General features: G+C 69.5%; 12 protein-coding genes and 1 pseudogene. 10 read left to right on the top strand and 3 right to left on the bottom strand.

Annotation, left to right across the window (positions count from 1 at the left end):
* The 3 genes and pseudogenes from AC07DS_RS26140 to AC07DS_RS26150 form a co-directional block, all read right to left on the bottom strand.
* Positions 1-822: pseudogene (locus AC07DS_RS26140) on the bottom strand (hypothetical protein); the annotation flags it as partial.
* A gap of 410 nt (positions 823-1,232) precedes the next feature.
* Positions 1,233-2,369, bottom strand: coding sequence for a sugar ABC transporter substrate-binding protein (locus AC07DS_RS26145; protein ID WP_479149014.1), 1,137 nt, complete (start codon positions 2,367-2,369; stop codon positions 1,233-1,235).
* 199 nt (positions 2,370-2,568) lie between these two features.
* Positions 2,569-3,234, bottom strand: coding sequence for a GntR family transcriptional regulator (locus AC07DS_RS26150; protein ID WP_145883899.1), 666 nt, complete (start codon positions 3,232-3,234; stop codon positions 2,569-2,571).
* Positions 3,235-3,334: 100 nt separating this feature from the next.
* On the opposite strand from AC07DS_RS26150, the gene glyA reads away from it, so the two are divergent.
* From glyA to AC07DS_RS26200, 10 genes are all read left to right on the top strand, one after another.
* The gene (gene glyA / locus AC07DS_RS26155; protein WP_479149016.1) at positions 3,335-4,669 is read left to right on the top strand and encodes a serine hydroxymethyltransferase; all 1,335 of its coding nucleotides are present in this window, start codon (positions 3,335-3,337) and stop codon (positions 4,667-4,669) included.
* Positions 4,669-5,913: a sarcosine oxidase subunit beta family protein gene (locus AC07DS_RS26160; protein WP_479149018.1), complete on the top strand. Its 1,245-nt coding sequence runs from the start codon at positions 4,669-4,671 to the stop codon at positions 5,911-5,913. The genes glyA and AC07DS_RS26160 overlap by 1 nt, the downstream gene beginning before the upstream one ends.
* A 15-nt stretch (positions 5,914-5,928) precedes the next feature.
* Entirely contained in the window at positions 5,929-6,264 is a 336-nt protein-coding gene (locus tag AC07DS_RS26165; protein ID WP_479149019.1) for a sarcosine oxidase subunit delta, read from the top strand.
* Positions 6,261-9,131 (top strand): 2Fe-2S iron-sulfur cluster-binding protein, encoded by a 2,871-nt coding sequence (locus AC07DS_RS26170; RefSeq protein ID WP_479149020.1) that lies wholly within the window; start codon positions 6,261-6,263, stop codon positions 9,129-9,131. The genes AC07DS_RS26165 and AC07DS_RS26170 overlap by 4 nt, the downstream gene beginning before the upstream one ends.
* Positions 9,121-9,711: a sarcosine oxidase subunit gamma gene (locus tag AC07DS_RS26175; RefSeq protein ID WP_479149022.1), complete on the top strand. Its 591-nt coding sequence runs from the start codon at positions 9,121-9,123 to the stop codon at positions 9,709-9,711. Before AC07DS_RS26170 ends, AC07DS_RS26175 begins: the two co-directional genes overlap by 11 nt.
* Positions 9,711-11,108 (top strand): L-serine ammonia-lyase, encoded by a 1,398-nt coding sequence (locus tag AC07DS_RS26180; RefSeq protein ID WP_479149024.1) that lies wholly within the window; start codon positions 9,711-9,713, stop codon positions 11,106-11,108. The genes AC07DS_RS26175 and AC07DS_RS26180 overlap by 1 nt, the downstream gene beginning before the upstream one ends.
* 11 nt (positions 11,109-11,119) lie before the next feature.
* The gene (gene purU / locus AC07DS_RS26185; protein ID WP_479149025.1) at positions 11,120-11,974 is read left to right on the top strand and encodes a formyltetrahydrofolate deformylase; all 855 of its coding nucleotides are present in this window, start codon (positions 11,120-11,122) and stop codon (positions 11,972-11,974) included.
* 522 nt (positions 11,975-12,496) lie between these two features.
* Positions 12,497-13,261, top strand: a complete 765-nt coding sequence (locus AC07DS_RS26190) for an alpha/beta hydrolase family protein (protein WP_479149027.1) — start codon at positions 12,497-12,499, stop codon at positions 13,259-13,261.
* Positions 13,262-13,520: 259 nt separating this feature from the next.
* Positions 13,521-14,765: an SUKH-4 family immunity protein gene (locus AC07DS_RS26195; protein ID WP_479149029.1), complete on the top strand. Its 1,245-nt coding sequence runs from the start codon at positions 13,521-13,523 to the stop codon at positions 14,763-14,765.
* 135 nt (positions 14,766-14,900) lie between these two features.
* Complete coding sequence (locus tag AC07DS_RS26200) at positions 14,901-15,548, top strand: class I SAM-dependent methyltransferase (RefSeq protein WP_479149031.1); 648 nt, start codon at positions 14,901-14,903, stop codon at positions 15,546-15,548.
* The last annotated feature ends 182 nt before the right edge of the window (positions 15,549-15,730 follow it).

A 15,730-nucleotide genomic window follows, 5' to 3' on the forward strand; every position in this document is an offset into this window, starting at 1 on the left:
CCCCCCCCCCCCCCCCCCCCCCCCCCCCCCCCCCCCCCCCCCCCCCCCCCCCACCCCCCCCCTCCCCCCCCCCCCCCCCCCCCCCCCCCCCCCCCCCCCCCCCGCGGCCATGGCGACCGAGGTGGTCAGGCCGGCGGTCAGATCGTGACCCATGGCGTCGAGGATCATGGTGTGCAGGATGTTCTTGACCACCGAGTGGTCGAAGGCGTCGCCGGCGATGTCGTAGGCCGGTTCCAGGACCGCGGTCGAGACGCACCTGCTGCTGCCGATGGTGTGGGGTGGCAGGAAGGCGCGCAGCATCTCGGCGGGCAACCGCATGGTCGCGGTGCGGGTGCGGGCGGCGAGCCAGTCGCTGTAGGCACGCTTGGAGGTGATCAGCATGGCGAACAGATGACCCAGTATCCGGGTGCGGCGCATCCGGACCCCGTCGAGCGAGCCGGTCCGCACCTCCAGCACGCCCAGCCGTTCCGCACCGTCGACCAGAGGCATCCAGACGATCAAGCCGTCGTCGGCCTCGGCCACGCGCGGAGAGACCGTTCGGTACGCCCAGCCCGCCGACGAGCGATCCACCGGCAGCGGCTCGAGGGACTCGTCGAGCGGGATGAGCAGCCGTTGCTGCAGGTCGACGAGGTAGATCAGTGCAGTGCCCAGACCAAGGGCCGAGGCGCACCGCATCGCCAGATCCGGCAGTTCGACCGGCAGAGCAGTCTGCGCCTCGATGATCAGCTCTTCCAGCCGATGCTCGTCGACGGCGGCGTCGGGGCCGGAGGACGCGTGCGGTGGGTCCGGCACGGGGATCACCCCTTCCGTGCCCAGTCTCACACCGATCCCGTCCTCTCTCACATCAGGAACGACGGCGGCGAGCGCGAGAGGGCAGCGGACGGGGGCAGCTGGGCTCGGCCGGGCAGACCTCACGCGCCCTCCACTCGGTCAACCAATGGTGAGCTGCTTCAGGGCACGGGCCCGGGCAGTCACCGACGATGAGGACCAGCCAGTGCTCTACGCAGAACTCGCGGGACCACGCCGGTCCTCGACGTGGACGACGTGCAGTTCGGCGCCATCCCGGTGGCGCTTGGCACGTCCGAAGAGCCCGACACAGGGCGACGATCGTCAGAAGGCCACGGCGAATTCACCAACACCGCGGCAAAGTGCGGCAGATGGACCGCAAGCGGACGTCAGGGGCCTTGGCCGCCCGGAGGGGGCAAGCGATGGCGCTCGGCGGAGGGCGGCTGCTACTTCAGGCCGATTGCAGCGCAGTCCGCCTCGTACTTCGGGGTGCAGATGTCCTTGACGGAGTAGACGCCGTCCTCGATCACCGTGTCCTTGATGGTGTCCCTGGTGAGGGCAACCACCGGCACGAGCATCGCGGGGATCTTCTTCTCCGTCGGGCTGTCGACCGTGTCGCGAGTCAGCGCGTCGAACCGGATGTCCCTGCCCTGGACCTTGTACACCGCCATCTCCGCGGCATGGGTGGCCTCGTCCAGGAACGACTTGTAGACAGTCATGTACTGCTCGCCCGAGACGACCCGTTGCACCGCGTCCAGGTTGGCGTCCTGCCCGGTCACCGGGGGGATCCTGGTGGCGCCCGCCTCCTTCAGCGCGTCGATGACGGCGCCCGCCATGCCGTCGTTGGCCGAGTAGACGGCGGCGATGTTGTTGAGGCCGATGGCCTGGATCGCCTTCTTCATGTGCGCCTTGGCGACCTCCGGCGACCATTTGTCGGTGTCGTACTCTTCGGCGATCCGGACCTTGTTCTGGAGTTCGCCGAGGGCGCCGTCCTTGAACTTCGCCGTGTTCGGGTCCGCGGGGTCGCCGTTCATCATGACGATCTTGCTGGTTGCCGCCTTGCTGCCGAGTGCCGCGATGATGGCTCGGCCCTGGACCTCGCCGACGAGTTCGTTGTCGTGCGAGACGTAGGCGTCGATGGGGCCCTGCGCGAGCCGGTCGTAGGCGATGACCGGTATGCCGGCGTCCTTCGCCTTCCGGACTTCCGGCGCGATGGCCTTGGCGTCCAGCGGGTCCACCAGAACGATGTCGGCCTTGGCGTCCACCATCTGCTGGAACTGCCGACTCTGCGTGGCCGGGCTCGCCTCGGCGTTTGCGTAGACGACCTTGCCCTTGCCGTGTGTGAGAGAGGCGACCTCCTTCTTGATGATGGGGTAGTCGAACTTCTCGAAGCGCGCCGTGTCCTTGTCGGGCAGCAGCAGCCCCACCGTGATGTCGTCGCCCTTCTTCGCGGATGAGGGGCTGCCGCTCCCGCCGGCGCTGTCGAAGGCGCCGCACGCGGTGAGTGTGAGAGCCGATGCGGAGGCGGTCAGGGCTATCGCGAGATGACGTGCAGGGGTCCTGTAGGTGGTGTGAGCGCTCAAGTCAGGTGCCTTCCGAATGAGGGAGCATCATGGCAACCCAGTGACGGAAGCAAACGCGGAAACTACAAGAGACGTCAAGACGTAAGGACAACAAGACAGTTAAAGCTTGTCGCTCATATCGACCCTCGATGACCGGCCAGGCAACGGTTCGCACAGGTCAGAACGAATAGGGGGCAGCGAGCACCTTGCGGCACGCGGCTCAGATGACGCTGCGGATCGCCGCCTCGAACCCTTCCACATGTCCCTCTGCCAGCGCCGCGGCCTTCTCCGCATCGCCGTCCATGATGGCGCGCAGCAGTGGCCCGTGCTCGTGCACGTGACCCGCGAGGCCCGGCAACCGGTCGAGGAACAGGCACCAGATCCGCGTGGCCAGGTTGTCGTACCGGATCAGCGTGTCTTCGAGGTAGGGATTGCGAGTCGCCGCGTAGATGGCGCGGTGCAGGGTCATGTCGAGCCGGATCAGGTCCGCGCCGGCGCCGGACGCGTCCGCCAGCTCGGCCAGCAACCGGTCGAGGACAGCGCGGTCGGTTTCACCGGCTCGCCGCGCCGCCAGGCCCGCGGCGAGGGGCTCCAGCTGCCTGCGGACTTCCGAGATGTGTCCGAGATCGGCGATCTGCACCTCGGTGGCGAAGGTTCCGCGCCGGGGGTAGGCGACGATGAGGCTCTCGCGCTCCAGGCGTTTGAGGGCCTCTCGGACCGGAGTGCGCCCGAAGCCGAGTTCGGCGGCGATCCGCTCGTCGTTTATGGGCTCGCCGGGGCGGATCTGGAGGGTCACCAGACGGTCCGAGATGGCGCGGTAGGCCTGGTCGGCCAGCGTTCCACTGCCCTGACCAGCACTCTGACCGGCGACGGTCGACGAATCCACGCGAAACCCTCCCTTGACGCGAGCCGATCCGTCCTCTTAGCGTATCGCAGCAGCAGGTTGATATATCAGTCGCCTTTCAGCCGGTCTCCAGGGAGTTCTCATGACTGCCCACGCCCCCGACCAGCAAGCGGCCCGTTCCGCGGTTCTCAGTGCCCAGCTAGGTGACTTCGACCCCGAGATCGCCACGGCGATCGACGCGGAGCTGGCCCGGCAGCGCGGCACCCTGGAGATGATCGCGAGCGAGAACTTCGCGCCGCTCGCGGTCATGCAGGCCCAGGGCTCGGTCCTGACCAACAAGTACGCCGAGGGCTATCCCGGACGCCGCTACTACGGCGGCTGCGAGCACGTCGACGCCGTCGAGCAGATCGCGATCGACCGCATCAAGGCGCTGTTCGGCGCCGAGGCCGCCAATGTGCAGCCCCACTCCGGCGCCCAGGCCAACGCGGCCGTGATGGCGGCCCTGCTGCAGCCCGGTGACACCATCCTGGGGCTGGACCTGGCACACGGCGGCCACCTCACCCACGGCATGCGGCTCAACTTCTCCGGGCGCCTGTACAAGGTGGCGGCCTACCAGGTCGGCGAGCACGACCACCGCATCGACATGGACCAGGTCCGCAAGCTGGCCCACGAGCACCGGCCGAAGCTGATCGTGGCCGGCTGGTCGGCGTACCCCCGCCACCTCGACTTCGCGGAGTTCCGCCGTATCGCGGACGAGGTCGGCGCCTACCTGATGGTCGACATGGCGCACTTCGCCGGTCTGGTCGCCGCCGGTCTGCACCCCTCCCCCGTACCGCACGCGCATGTGGTGACCACCACCACCCACAAGACCCTCGGCGGCCCCCGCGGCGGCGTGATCCTCTCCACCGGCGAACTCGCCAAGAAGATCAACTCCTCGGTCTTCCCCGGCCAGCAGGGCGGCCCCCTCGAACACGTCATCGCGGCGAAGGCCGTGGCCTTCAGGATGGCCGCCCAGCCGGAGTTCGCGGAGCGTCAGGCCCGCACCCTGGAAGGGGCGGCGATCCTGGCCGAGCGACTGCTGGCCGACGACACCAGGGCGGCCGGGATCAGCGTGCTGACCGGCGGCACCGACGTGCACCTGGTCCTGGTGGACCTGCGCCACTCCGAACTCGACGGCAAGCAGGCCGAGGACCGGCTGCACCGGGTCGGCATCACCGTCAACCGCAACGCCGTCCCCTTCGACCCGCGCCCTCCGATGGTCAGTTCCGGTGTCCGCATCGGCACCCCGGCCCTCGCCGCCCGGGGCTTCGGGGCGGCGGAATTCACGGAGGTCGCCGACATCGTGGCCACGGCCTTCCTGCCCGGATTCGACGACCCGGTCGCCGCCGAGCTGCGCCGACGCGTCCAGGTCCTGACCGACCGCTTCCCGCTCTACCCCGTGGACCCGCAGCTCGTGGCCGAGGAGGCTGCTCAGTGATGCACCGCGACACCGCTCCCGCCACGCCCGGCGACGTCCTCCCCGACCACCCCGAGTTCCTCTGGCGCAACCCCGACCCCAAGCGGTCGTACGACGTCGTCATCGTCGGCGGCGGCGGACACGGCCTGGCCACCGCCTACTACCTGGCCAAGAACCACGGCATCACCAATGTCGCCGTGCTGGAGAAGGGCTGGCTCGCGGGCGGAAACATGGCCCGCAACACCACGATCATCCGCTCCAACTACCTCTGGGACGAGAGCTCCGGCATCTACGAGCACTCACTCAAGCTCTGGGAGACCCTCGAAGAGGACCTCGACTACCCGATCCTCTTCAGCCAGCGCGGCGTGCTCAACCTGGCCCACACCTTGCAGGACATCCGCGACAGCAAGCGCCGCGTCTACGCCAACCAGCTCAACGGCATCGACGCCGAGTGGCTCGAGCCGGACGAGGTGGCCAAGGTCTGTCCCATCGTCAACATCTCCCCCGACGTGCGCTATCCGGTGCTCGGCGCCACCTACCAGCCGCGCGCGGGCATCGCCAAGCACGACTACGTCGCCTGGGGTTTCGCCCGCAAGGCCGACGCGTACGGCATCGATCTGATCCAGGACTGCGAGGTCACCGGCCTCGACATCGTCGACGGCCGGGTGCGCGGGGTGCAGACCACGCGCGGGCCCATCGCGGCCGGGAAGGTCGCGCTCGCGGCGGCCGGGCACTCCTCCGTGCTGGCCGGCATGGCCGGGCTTCGGCTGCCGCTGCAGAGCCACCCGTTGCAGGCCCTGGTGTCCGAGCTCCTCGAACCGGTGCACCCGACCGTGGTGATGTCGAACGCCGTCCATGTGTACGTCTCCCAGGCGCACAAGGGCGAGCTGGTCATGGGTGCCGGCATCGACAGCTACAACGGGTACGGGCAGCGCGGCGCGTTCCACATCCTGGAGCGCCAGATGGCGGCCGCCCTGGAGCTCTTCCCCGTCTTCGCCCGTGCCCACATGCTGCGCACCTGGGCCGGCATCGTCGACACCACTCCGGACGCCTCCCCCATCGTCGGTCTGACGCCCGTTGCGGACCTCTACCTCAACTGCGGCTGGGGCACCGGCGGTTTCAAGGCCACACCGGGCGTCGGCTGGTGCTTCGCGCACACCGTCGCCACCGGCGAACCGCACCCCTACAACGCGCCCTTCACCCTCGACCGCTTCACCACCGGTGCCCTGGTCGACGAGCACGGCGCAGCCGCCGTCGCCCACTAGCCGAGGAGTACCGACATGCAGCTCATCACCTGCCCCTGGTGCGGTGACCGCGAGGAGATCGAGTTCCACTACGGCGGTCAGGCGCACGTCGCCTACCCCGAGGACCCCTACGCGATCGACGACGAGCAGTGGGCCCAGTACGTCTTCTTCCGCGACAACCCCAAGGGCCCGTTCGCCGAACGGTGGGTGCACTCGGCCGGCTGCCGACGCTGGTTCAACGCCGTGCGCGACACCGTCTCCCACGAGTTCCTCTCCGTGTACGAGATCGGCGCCGAGCGCCCTTCCATCCCGCCGAGCACCGCACCCGCCGTACCGCAGACGCGGACGAAGGGCCAGGAGGCCAGCCGATGAACACCCCCTTCCGCGCCCCCGGCCACGGTCACGTCGACCGCGACACCAGCCTCTCCTTCACCTTCGACGGCACCGCCTACACCGGCCACCCCGGCGACACCCTCGCCTCGGCCCTGCTGGCCAACGGCGTGCACCATGTGGCCAACGGCATCAAGTACGGCCGCCCGCGCGGATTCCTGGCCGCCGGAGCGGAAGAACCCAACGCGCTCGTGCAGATCGAGTTCCCCTTCCCCGAGCCCATGCTCACGGCCACCACGGTGGAGCTGTACGACGGCCTGGTCGCCCGGGGTCTGTCCGGCCAGGGCAGGCTGAGCAGCGAGCCGGACACCGCCCGCTACGACACCATGCACGCCCACTGCGACGTCCTGGTCGTCGGCGCGGGCCCTGCGGGACTGGCCGCCGCCCTGGCAGCGGCCCGGGCCGGAGCCCGGGTGATCCTCGTCGACGAACTCCCCCAACCGGGCGGGTCGTTGCTCGGCAGCCAGGAGTTGATCGACGGCGCACCGGCGCTCTCATGGGTCAGCGAGGTCGTCGCGGAGCTCGGCGGCCTCGGGGACGTACAGATCCTGCAACGCACCACCGCCTTCGGCCACTACGACGACGGACTCGTCCTGGCCCTGGAAAAGCGCACCGACCACCTCGGTGCAGCGGCGCCCGCCCATGTGTCACGGCAGCGGATCTGGCGGATCCGCTCCCGTCAGGTCGTGTACGCCACCGGCGCCTACGAGCGTCCGGTCGCCTTCGACAACAACGACCGCCCCGGGATCATGCTGGCCGGCTCGGCCCGCACTTACCTCAACCGCTTCGGCGTCCTGCCCGGCCGGCGGGCCGTCGTGTTCACCACGAACGACAGCGCCTACCCGGCCGCACTCGAACTGGCCGACGCGGGCGTGCGGATCGCCGCGGTGATCGACGCACGCGAGGAGGTGCCGGAGCACTGGCGCGTCGCCTGCGACGAGCGTGGCATCGGCATCCGCGCGGGCCATGTGGTCACCGGCACCAGCGGCATCGAGCGCGTCACCCGTGCCCATGTCGCCCGCTTCGGCCAAGGGAACCTCGGCGAGCGGCAGGGCGTCGACTGCGATCTGCTGCTGGTCTCGGGCGGCTGGAACCCCGCGGTGGCTCTGTTCAGCCAGGCCCGCGGCACCCTGCGCTACGACGACGCGATCGGCGCCTTCGTCCCTGCCGGCGCGCCCGGCAACGTCCGTACGGCGGGGGCAGTCGGCGGTACGTTCACCCTCTCCGGCTGTCTCGCGGACGGCATGGAGGCGGCCGGTCAGGCTCTGTCGGCCCTCGGCCGGACCGGTCGGACGATCGCCCTGCCTGCCACCGCTCCGCTCCCGGCCGGAGCGCCGACCCGGGTGCTCTGGCGGGTGCCGAGCCCCGAGGACGGTCACGACGGTCAGGAAGGCGCGTTGCAGTTCGTCGACCTCCAGCGCGACGCGGCCGTCTCCGACGTGCTGCGGGCGACCGGAGCGGGCCTGCGGTCGGTGGAGCACGTCAAGCGGTACACGACGATCGGCACCGCCCACGACCAGGGCCGTACCTCGGGTGTGATGACCTCGGGCATCGTCGCCGAGGCGCTGGGCGTGGATGTCGCCGACCTCGGCACCACCCGCTTCCGTCCACCCGCCGTGCCGGTCTCCTTCGCCGCCCTCGCCGGCCGCAACCGCGGCGAACTGTTCGACCCGGTCCGGGTGACCGCGATCCACCCCTGGCATGTCGAGCAGGGCGCCCTGTTCGAGAACGTCGGCCAGTGGAAGCGCCCCTGGTACTACCCGCGGGCCGGGGAGACCATGGAGGAGGCCGTACTGCGCGAGTGCCGGGCCGCCCGCACCGGCGTCGCGATGATGGACGGCTCCACGCTCGGCAAGATCAATGTGCAGGGCCCGGACGCCGGCGTACTGCTGGACCGGCTCTACACGAACCTGATGAGCACCCTCAAGGTGGGCCGGGTCCGCTACGGCGTGATGTGCGGCGTCGACGGCATGGCGATCGACGACGGCACGGTGATCCGGGTTGCCGAACAGGAGTTCCTGCTGACCACGACCACCGGCAACGCGGCCAAGATCCTCGAATGGATGGAGGAGTGGCTGCAGACGGAGTGGCCCGACCTGCGTGTGCACCTCACCTCAGTCACCGAGCACTGGGTCACGATCCCCCTGGTCGGCCCGCGCTCCCGCGACGTGCTGGCCCTGGTGGCCCCGGGCCTGGACGTGAGCAACGACGCCTTCCCCTTCATGTCCTGGCAGGACACCACCGTCGCCGGGGTGGCGGCTCGTGTGTGCCGTATCAGCTTCTCCGGTGAACTCGCCTACGAGATCAACGTGCCCGCCTGGTACGGCATCACCGTGTGGAAGGCCCTCTACGCGGCCGGCGAGGCGTTCGGCATCACGGCTTACGGCACCGAGACGATGCATGTCCTGCGCGCCGAGAAGGCCTACCCGATCATCGGGCAGGACACCGACGGCACCATCACCCCGCAGGACCTGGGCATGTCGTGGGTCGTCTCGAAGAAGAAGCCGGACTTCGTGGGCAAGCGGTCCTTCGCCCGCGCGGAGAACCAGCGCGACGACCGCAAACAACTGGTGGGCCTGCTGCCGGCCGACGAGCGCGTACTTCTTCCCGAAGGCGCCCAGATCATCGCCACCAGCGACATCCCCGAGCCTCCGGTACCCATGCTGGGCCACGTCACTTCCAGCTACCGAAGCGACGCCCTGCAGCGGACGTTCGCCCTGGCCCTGGTGCGCTCCGGAACCCAACGCATCGGCGAGACCCTCTACGTCCCGCTGGACGGCCGGACCGTCCCCGTGACCGTGACCGAACCCGTGCTCTTCGACAAGGAGGGAGCTCGCCGTGACGGTTGAGACACCCGCTCGCTTCAGCCCGCTCGCCGAGTCGCAGAATGCCCTGGCCCAGCTGCCGACCGGAATCCAGGTGCAGGAACTGCCGTGTCTGACCCAGCTCACCCTCCGTCTGGAGCCCGGCGGCGCGGCGGCGAAGGCCGTCGAGTCCTGCCTGGGCGTCACCCTGCCGGGCCCCCTGCGCGCCGAACTGGCGGGTGACGTCAAGGTGCTGTGGATGGGCCCGGACGAATGGCTGCTGGTGGCCCCCGCCGGCCGGCAGGACGACCTCTTGGCGCGGCTGCGCTCGGCCATCGGCGACGAGTTCGCCACCGTCACCGACGTCTCGGCACAGCGCACCACGCTGGCCCTGTCCGGTCACCTCGTCCGCAAGGTGCTGGCCCAGGGCTGTGCGGTCGACCTGGATCCGCGGGTGACTCCCGTCGGCTCCTGCCTGACCACGCTGCTGGCGCAGGCACCGGTCACCCTCGTGGTACGAGGTGAAACTGCCTCCGGCATCTGGCTGCTGGTCCGCTCCTCGTTCGCCTCCTACCTGGCTTCCTGGCTGGTCGACGCCTGCACGGAATACCGGGGAAGCACCTGATGAGCATCAGCGTCTTCGACATGTTCAAGGTCGGCATCGGCCCCTCCAGCTCCCACACCGTCGGCCCCATGCGTGCGGCGCTCTCCTTCGTGTACGCCCTGGAGCAGGACGGTCTGCTGGAGGAGACGAGCCGCGTACATGTCGAGCTGTTCGGCTCGCTGGGCGCCACCGGTCACGGGCACGGCAGTGTGAAGGCCGTCGTCCTGGGGCTGGAGGGCGAGGCTCCCGAACTCGTAGACCCCGCCATCGCGGAGCCGACGATGGACCGGATCCGGGAAACGCGCAGTCTGCGGCTGCTGGGCAAGCACACCATCGCCTTCCAGGCCGACGCCGACGTCGTCCTGCACCGCAGCAAGCGGCTGGCCTTCCACGCGAACGCCATGACCTTCGAGGCCACCGCCCGCGACGGCGGCTGCCTGGCCAGGCGCACGTACTACTCCATCGGCGGCGGTTTCGTCGTGGACGAGAGAGCGGACGAGAGAGCGGACGACAGTGCGGCCGACGGCCCGCGGATCGTCCCGGACAGCACTCCGGTGCGCTACCCGTTCGGCACCGGAGCCGAACTGCTGGCCCACACCAGGGCCACCGGGCTGCCGATCAGCTCGATCATGATGGCGAACGAACTGGCCTGGCGCACCGAGGACGAGGTCCGCTCCTGCCTGCTGCACATCTGGTCGGTGATGCAGGAGTGCGTACGCCGGGGCTGCGGCCAGGACGGGGTGCTGCCCGGCGGGCTGAAGGTCCGCCGCCGGGCGGCCGCGTTGCACCGCAAGCTGCTGACGTCCGAGGCCGAGACCGACTCCCTGCACGCCATGGAGTGGGTCACCTTGTACGCCCTGGCGGTCAACGAGGAGAACGCGGCGGGCGGCAGGGTGGTGACCGCCCCGACCAACGGGGCGGCCGGCATCGTCCCGGCGGTCCTGCACTACTACGAACGCTTCGTACGCGGCGCCGGGCCGGACGGAATCGTCCGCTTCCTGCTGACCGCGGCCGCCATCGGTGTGCTGTTCAAGGAGAACGCCTCGATCTCCGGCGCCGAGGTCGGGTGCCAGGGCGAGGTCGGCTCCGCCTGCTCGATGGCGGCGGCGGGCCTGGCCGAAGTCCTCGGCGGAACCCCGGAACAGGTGGAGAACGCCGCCGAGATCGGCATCGAGCACAACCTCGGCCTGACCTGCGACCCGGTCGGCGGCCTGGTCCAGATCCCCTGCATCGAACGCAACGCGGTGGCCTCCCTCAAGGCCATCACCGCGGCGCGGATGGCCCTGCACGGGGACGGCACCCACCACGTGTCTCTCGACCAGGCGATCAAGACCATGCGGGAGACCGGAGCCGACATGAAGGACAAGTACAAGGAGACCGCCCGCGGTGGTCTCGCCCTCAACGTCGTCGAGTGCTGAGGAGCCCGATTATGAAGAACGAGTTCGTCCTCACCCTCAGTTGCCCCGAGCGTCCCGGCATCCTCCACGCTGTGACGTCGTTCCTGCTCCGGAACGGATGCGACATCACCGAGCACCAGCAGTTCGACGACGCCGACCACGGCATCGTGTTCCTGCGCACCGGCTTCGCCGCCCCCGGCACCGAAGTGTCCCTGGACCGTCTGCGGGACACCTTCGCGCCCGTGGCCGCCGAGTGGGGAATGGACTGGCAGCTCAGGGACTCGGCACTCAAGCCGCGCGTGCTCGTGATGGTGTCCAAGTTCGACCACTGCCTGGCCGACCTGCTCTACCGGTGGCGCAGCAAGGATCTGGACGCCGAGATCGTCCTGGTGGCCTCCAACCATCCCGACCTGGAACCGCTGGCGACGGCCGAGGGCGTGCCCTTCGAGCACGTCCCCGTCACGGCCGACACCAAGCCGCAGGCAGAAGCCCGGCTGCTCGCTCTGGTCGAGGAACACCGCATCGACCTCGTCGTCCTCGCCCGCTACATGCAGGTGCTCTCCGACGACCTGTGCAAGCGGCTCGAAGGAAGGGCCATCAACATCCACCACTCCTTCCTGCCGAGCTTCGCCGGAGCCAAGCCGTACCACCAGGCCCACCGCCGCGGGGTGAAGCTCGTGGGCGCGACCGCCCACTACGTCACGGCCGATCTGGACGAGGGACCGATCATCGAGCAGGAGATCATCCGGGTCGATCACCGTGCCGGCGCCGACCGGCTGGTCACCGTCGGCCGCGACGCCGAACGCCTGGCGCTGGCCCGCGCCGTCAACTGGCACTGCCAGGGCCGTGTCCTGATCCACGGCAACCGGACCGTGGTCTTCAGCTGACCCCGCTGCTGGGGCGGCACTTGGCCGGTCAGTGCACCAGCAGGTCGATCACGCCTGTCAGGCCCTCCTCACCACTGCCCTCGGCCAGGCGGCGGCGCTTCAGCTCGAAGTAGGGGCTGAGCAGCTCCGGGCTGACACCCTGCTGCTCGGCAGCAGTCAGGATAGGTCGGCGTGCCGGCCACCCGGCATGGCGAGATGGGAGACGAGACCAGTGCCGGCCGGGACGCACAGGGTCTGTTCGCTCCAGCCGCTGGCCGCTTGGGGACGCGCGCGGCCGAACGCTCGAGCGCTGCAGGGCAGGGCAGATCAGCGGCGAGCTTGTCGTGCGTGTGCGGCAGAGAAAAGCGTTGAAGGGATAATGATCAAGCTGGTAGCTTTCGGTTGACCGTGACACGCCTGAGGAGGTGAGACCCGTGACCGCTGTATCGACGTGGGTGCTCCCCCTCTCCCTCACGGCCGGCGATTGACGTAGGTGTCGCCGGGAGCGCCTCGACAACAAGGCACTCCTGAAAGGCAACACCGATGCCGTCTCTGCAGTTCACCGCCGAGTCGTCGTCGAACGACGTGATCGAGCGCGACTTCACCGTGGGCGAGGTCCCCGGCGTCCTCTGGTCGCCGGCCTCCGGCGCCGATCGCGCGCCCTTGGTCCTGATGGGCCACGGCGGCGGCAATCACAAGAAGCATCCGGCGATGTCGGGCCGGGCCCGGCGCCTGGTGACCGGTTGCGGCTTCCATGCCGCGGTCATCGACGCGCCCGGACACGGTGACCGGCCGCGCACCGCGCACGACGAGGCAGAGATCGCCGAGCTGTTCCGGGCGCGGGCGGCCGGCGAGCCGGAAGGCCCGATCGTCGTCCGCTACAACGCCCACCTGGCGCAGCTCGCCGTACCCGAGTATCTGGCGACGCTCGACGCTCTGCAGGACCTTCCCGAGATCGGCACCGACGGGCCGGTCGGCTACTGGGGCATCAACATGGGCACCGCGATCGGCATTCCGTTCGTCGCGGCGGAACCCAGGATCACCGCCGCGGTCTTCGGTCAGCACTGGCCCGATGTCCTGGCCGAGAAGGCGAAGCAGATCACCATCCCGATCGAGTTCGACATGCAGTGGGACGACGAGCACATCTCGCGCGAGGAGGGTCTCGCGCTGTTCGACGCCTTCGCCTCGAAGGAGAAGTCGTTGCACGTGAACTCGGGCAAGCACAAGGAGCTGCCCCGGTTCGAGGTCGACAGCGCGGTGAGGTTCTTCGCCCGGCACCTCGGCGTAGCGGTCATCGCGTCGGCCTGACGCGAGCGAGAGGGGAGGCGGCGGCCCAAGCGGACGGTCCCGGAAGTCGAGGCGTACAACTCGCGGGCGGCGCTGGACAGCCGAGTTCGGTTCAGGGCACGGGCCTTCGGCGCCAGCACGCCGCGTCGTGCTTCCACTCCCGATCGACCCGGCCCGGCCCGGCCTGGGCCGGTCCGGCCTGGCCTGGCCTGGCCTGGCCTGGCCTGGCCTGGCCTGGCCTGCGGGCGATGCTGTCAGCGGCGGCTGGCAGCATGTCCGTATGACTCGCAACGATCTTGACGCTCTGTTCGCTTCCCCCGCGGCCCTGCTCGCCGTCGGCCCCGAGGCCGTTCGGGACCTGCCCGCCACAGGGGGTGGAGCGGGCCGCGAGGCCTACGGCCAGGCCGTCACGATCCTCGACGGGGCCGAGGTGCCCCGGGCTGAGTTCGCCTCGTGGCTGCACTTCGGCGCGAAGGTCCTGGGCCACGACGCCTACGCCGACCTGGTCGCCGAAGCCGAGCCGGGCATGCCGTGGCGAACCGTCTGGGCGTGGTGGCGGCCGGTCGGCGCCTACCGGGCGAAGCCGAACTTGAGCGGGGACGCCAACATCGATGTCCACGAGGCGCCGGACGGCCGTCTCCTGCTGAAGCTGTGGTCGCAATGGACCCAGGAGCACTGGCTCGACCCGGCCACCGGCAAACGCGTCCCGGCCCCCGCCGACGGCGAGTTCGCCGAACGACCCTACGACGCCCCCACCGAGGGGCCGATCCTCTTCGACCCGGACGACGACCAAGGCCTCCACCAGCCCGACACCTGGGAGGAGCCCGTTCCCCTCGGAGACGACCGTGTCATGTTCTTCGAGCCGCGCGGCGTCGTAGTACTGGAGCGCAATGGCGCGGCGGCCGACGGGCCGACGGACTCCGAAGCCGTCTCCTGGGGCGAGGGCGGCCCGTGGTTCACAGGGCCGACGGCAGCCGAAGCTCCTCTGGACGCCGCCCGCCTCAAGGAGGCGTTCGATACGGACGGGATGGTGCTGCTGACCCAGGATCAACTGCCCGCCGCGCTGACGCACGCGCCGACACGGGAGCTGGCCGTCACTGCGGGTCTGCCGACGTGGTTCGCCGCCGGAGTCGCCACGTTCACCCTGGCCTGGAGCGACGAGCAGGCGCACGGTCTGGAGCCCGACGAGAACGGCCTGCTGCACCTGGGCACCTTCGAGCTGGCGTACGCCGACACCGGCCGGGTTCTCGTCCACCCCGAGACGGGCACGGTGTCGATGGTTCGCAACGGCCAGGGGCCGTTCCCCTTCGCCCGGGACACCGAGACCTTCGTACGGCTGCTGGAGACCGTGTACCGATTCATGGGCGCCTGCTGGAACCCATACCCCGGCGAGTACGGCAAGCGGGACTTCCTGCGTGAAGTTGCCGTCCTCGAACCGCTCTCAGTGGACGAGGAGACGCCCGCACAGAACGTCTGGGAGCACCTGTTCGCAGCCATCGTCGAACTCAGCCCGTGGGGCTTCTGACACCGGACGCCCCGGCACGGGACGGCTGGGCGGGGATGCCGGCCCGAGGGGTGTGCAGCAGGTGACCATGAGCCTGTTTCGGGAGTGGATCACGTAGTGATGTACGGCCCCGGGAGGGCCGTATGCTGCACTCGTATGAAGGATCTTGGTAGTCAGCTCGCGTACTGGGACGGCGTGGGTGCGACGAAGACGTTCACCCATCCGGTGAATCTCAGCTGGCTGGCGGGGGTGGATCCGGACGCTCGGGTCCTGGACTACGGCTGTGGATACGGTCGTGTCATGGCCGAGCTGAGCGAGCACGGCTTCCGTGACGTTTCCGGTGTGGACTTGTCTCCCGCACTCATCGAGCGGGGCCGTCAGTTGCGTTCTGACCTGCGCTTCGCCGTCCTGGAGTCGCCACCGGACCTGATTGACGCCTCGGGGAGCTTCGATGTCGTCCTGCTGTTCGCAGTGCTGACGTGTATCCCCGACACCAGTGCTCAGCGGGCGCTGGTCCGCGAGCTCAATCGCGTCCTCGCACCTGGTGGGCTCCTCTACATCAGCGACATGGTCCTACAGGACGATGAGCGAAACCACAGCCGCTACGCGGCCTACGCCCGGCAATTCGGCACACCGTACGGGGTGTTCGCCACGGACGACGGCGCGGTGTGCCGACACCACGACATTGCGGAGCTGCGCGCTTTGTTGTCGGATTTCGACCTGGTGGATGAGCGCAGGATCGAGGCGACCACGATGAACGGCCACCTGTCGCAGGCGGTGCAGCTGCTGGCCCGCAAGCGGTAGCGGTCACAGCCACTCATGGCGCTGCAGCTCAAGCCTACGACGGCGCCGCACCCAGGACTCCGCCGTCCGGCCCATCAAGACCACCGGTCGTGACGCCGAAGGAGATCGAGCGGAGTCGTCCTTCCAGGCATTCCGGCATGACTCTGCGCTCACGCAGCCCCGATGCCTGCAGTGCCGTCCCT

The sequence above is a fragment of the Streptomyces sp. NPDC044064 genome (assembly GCF_056434245.1).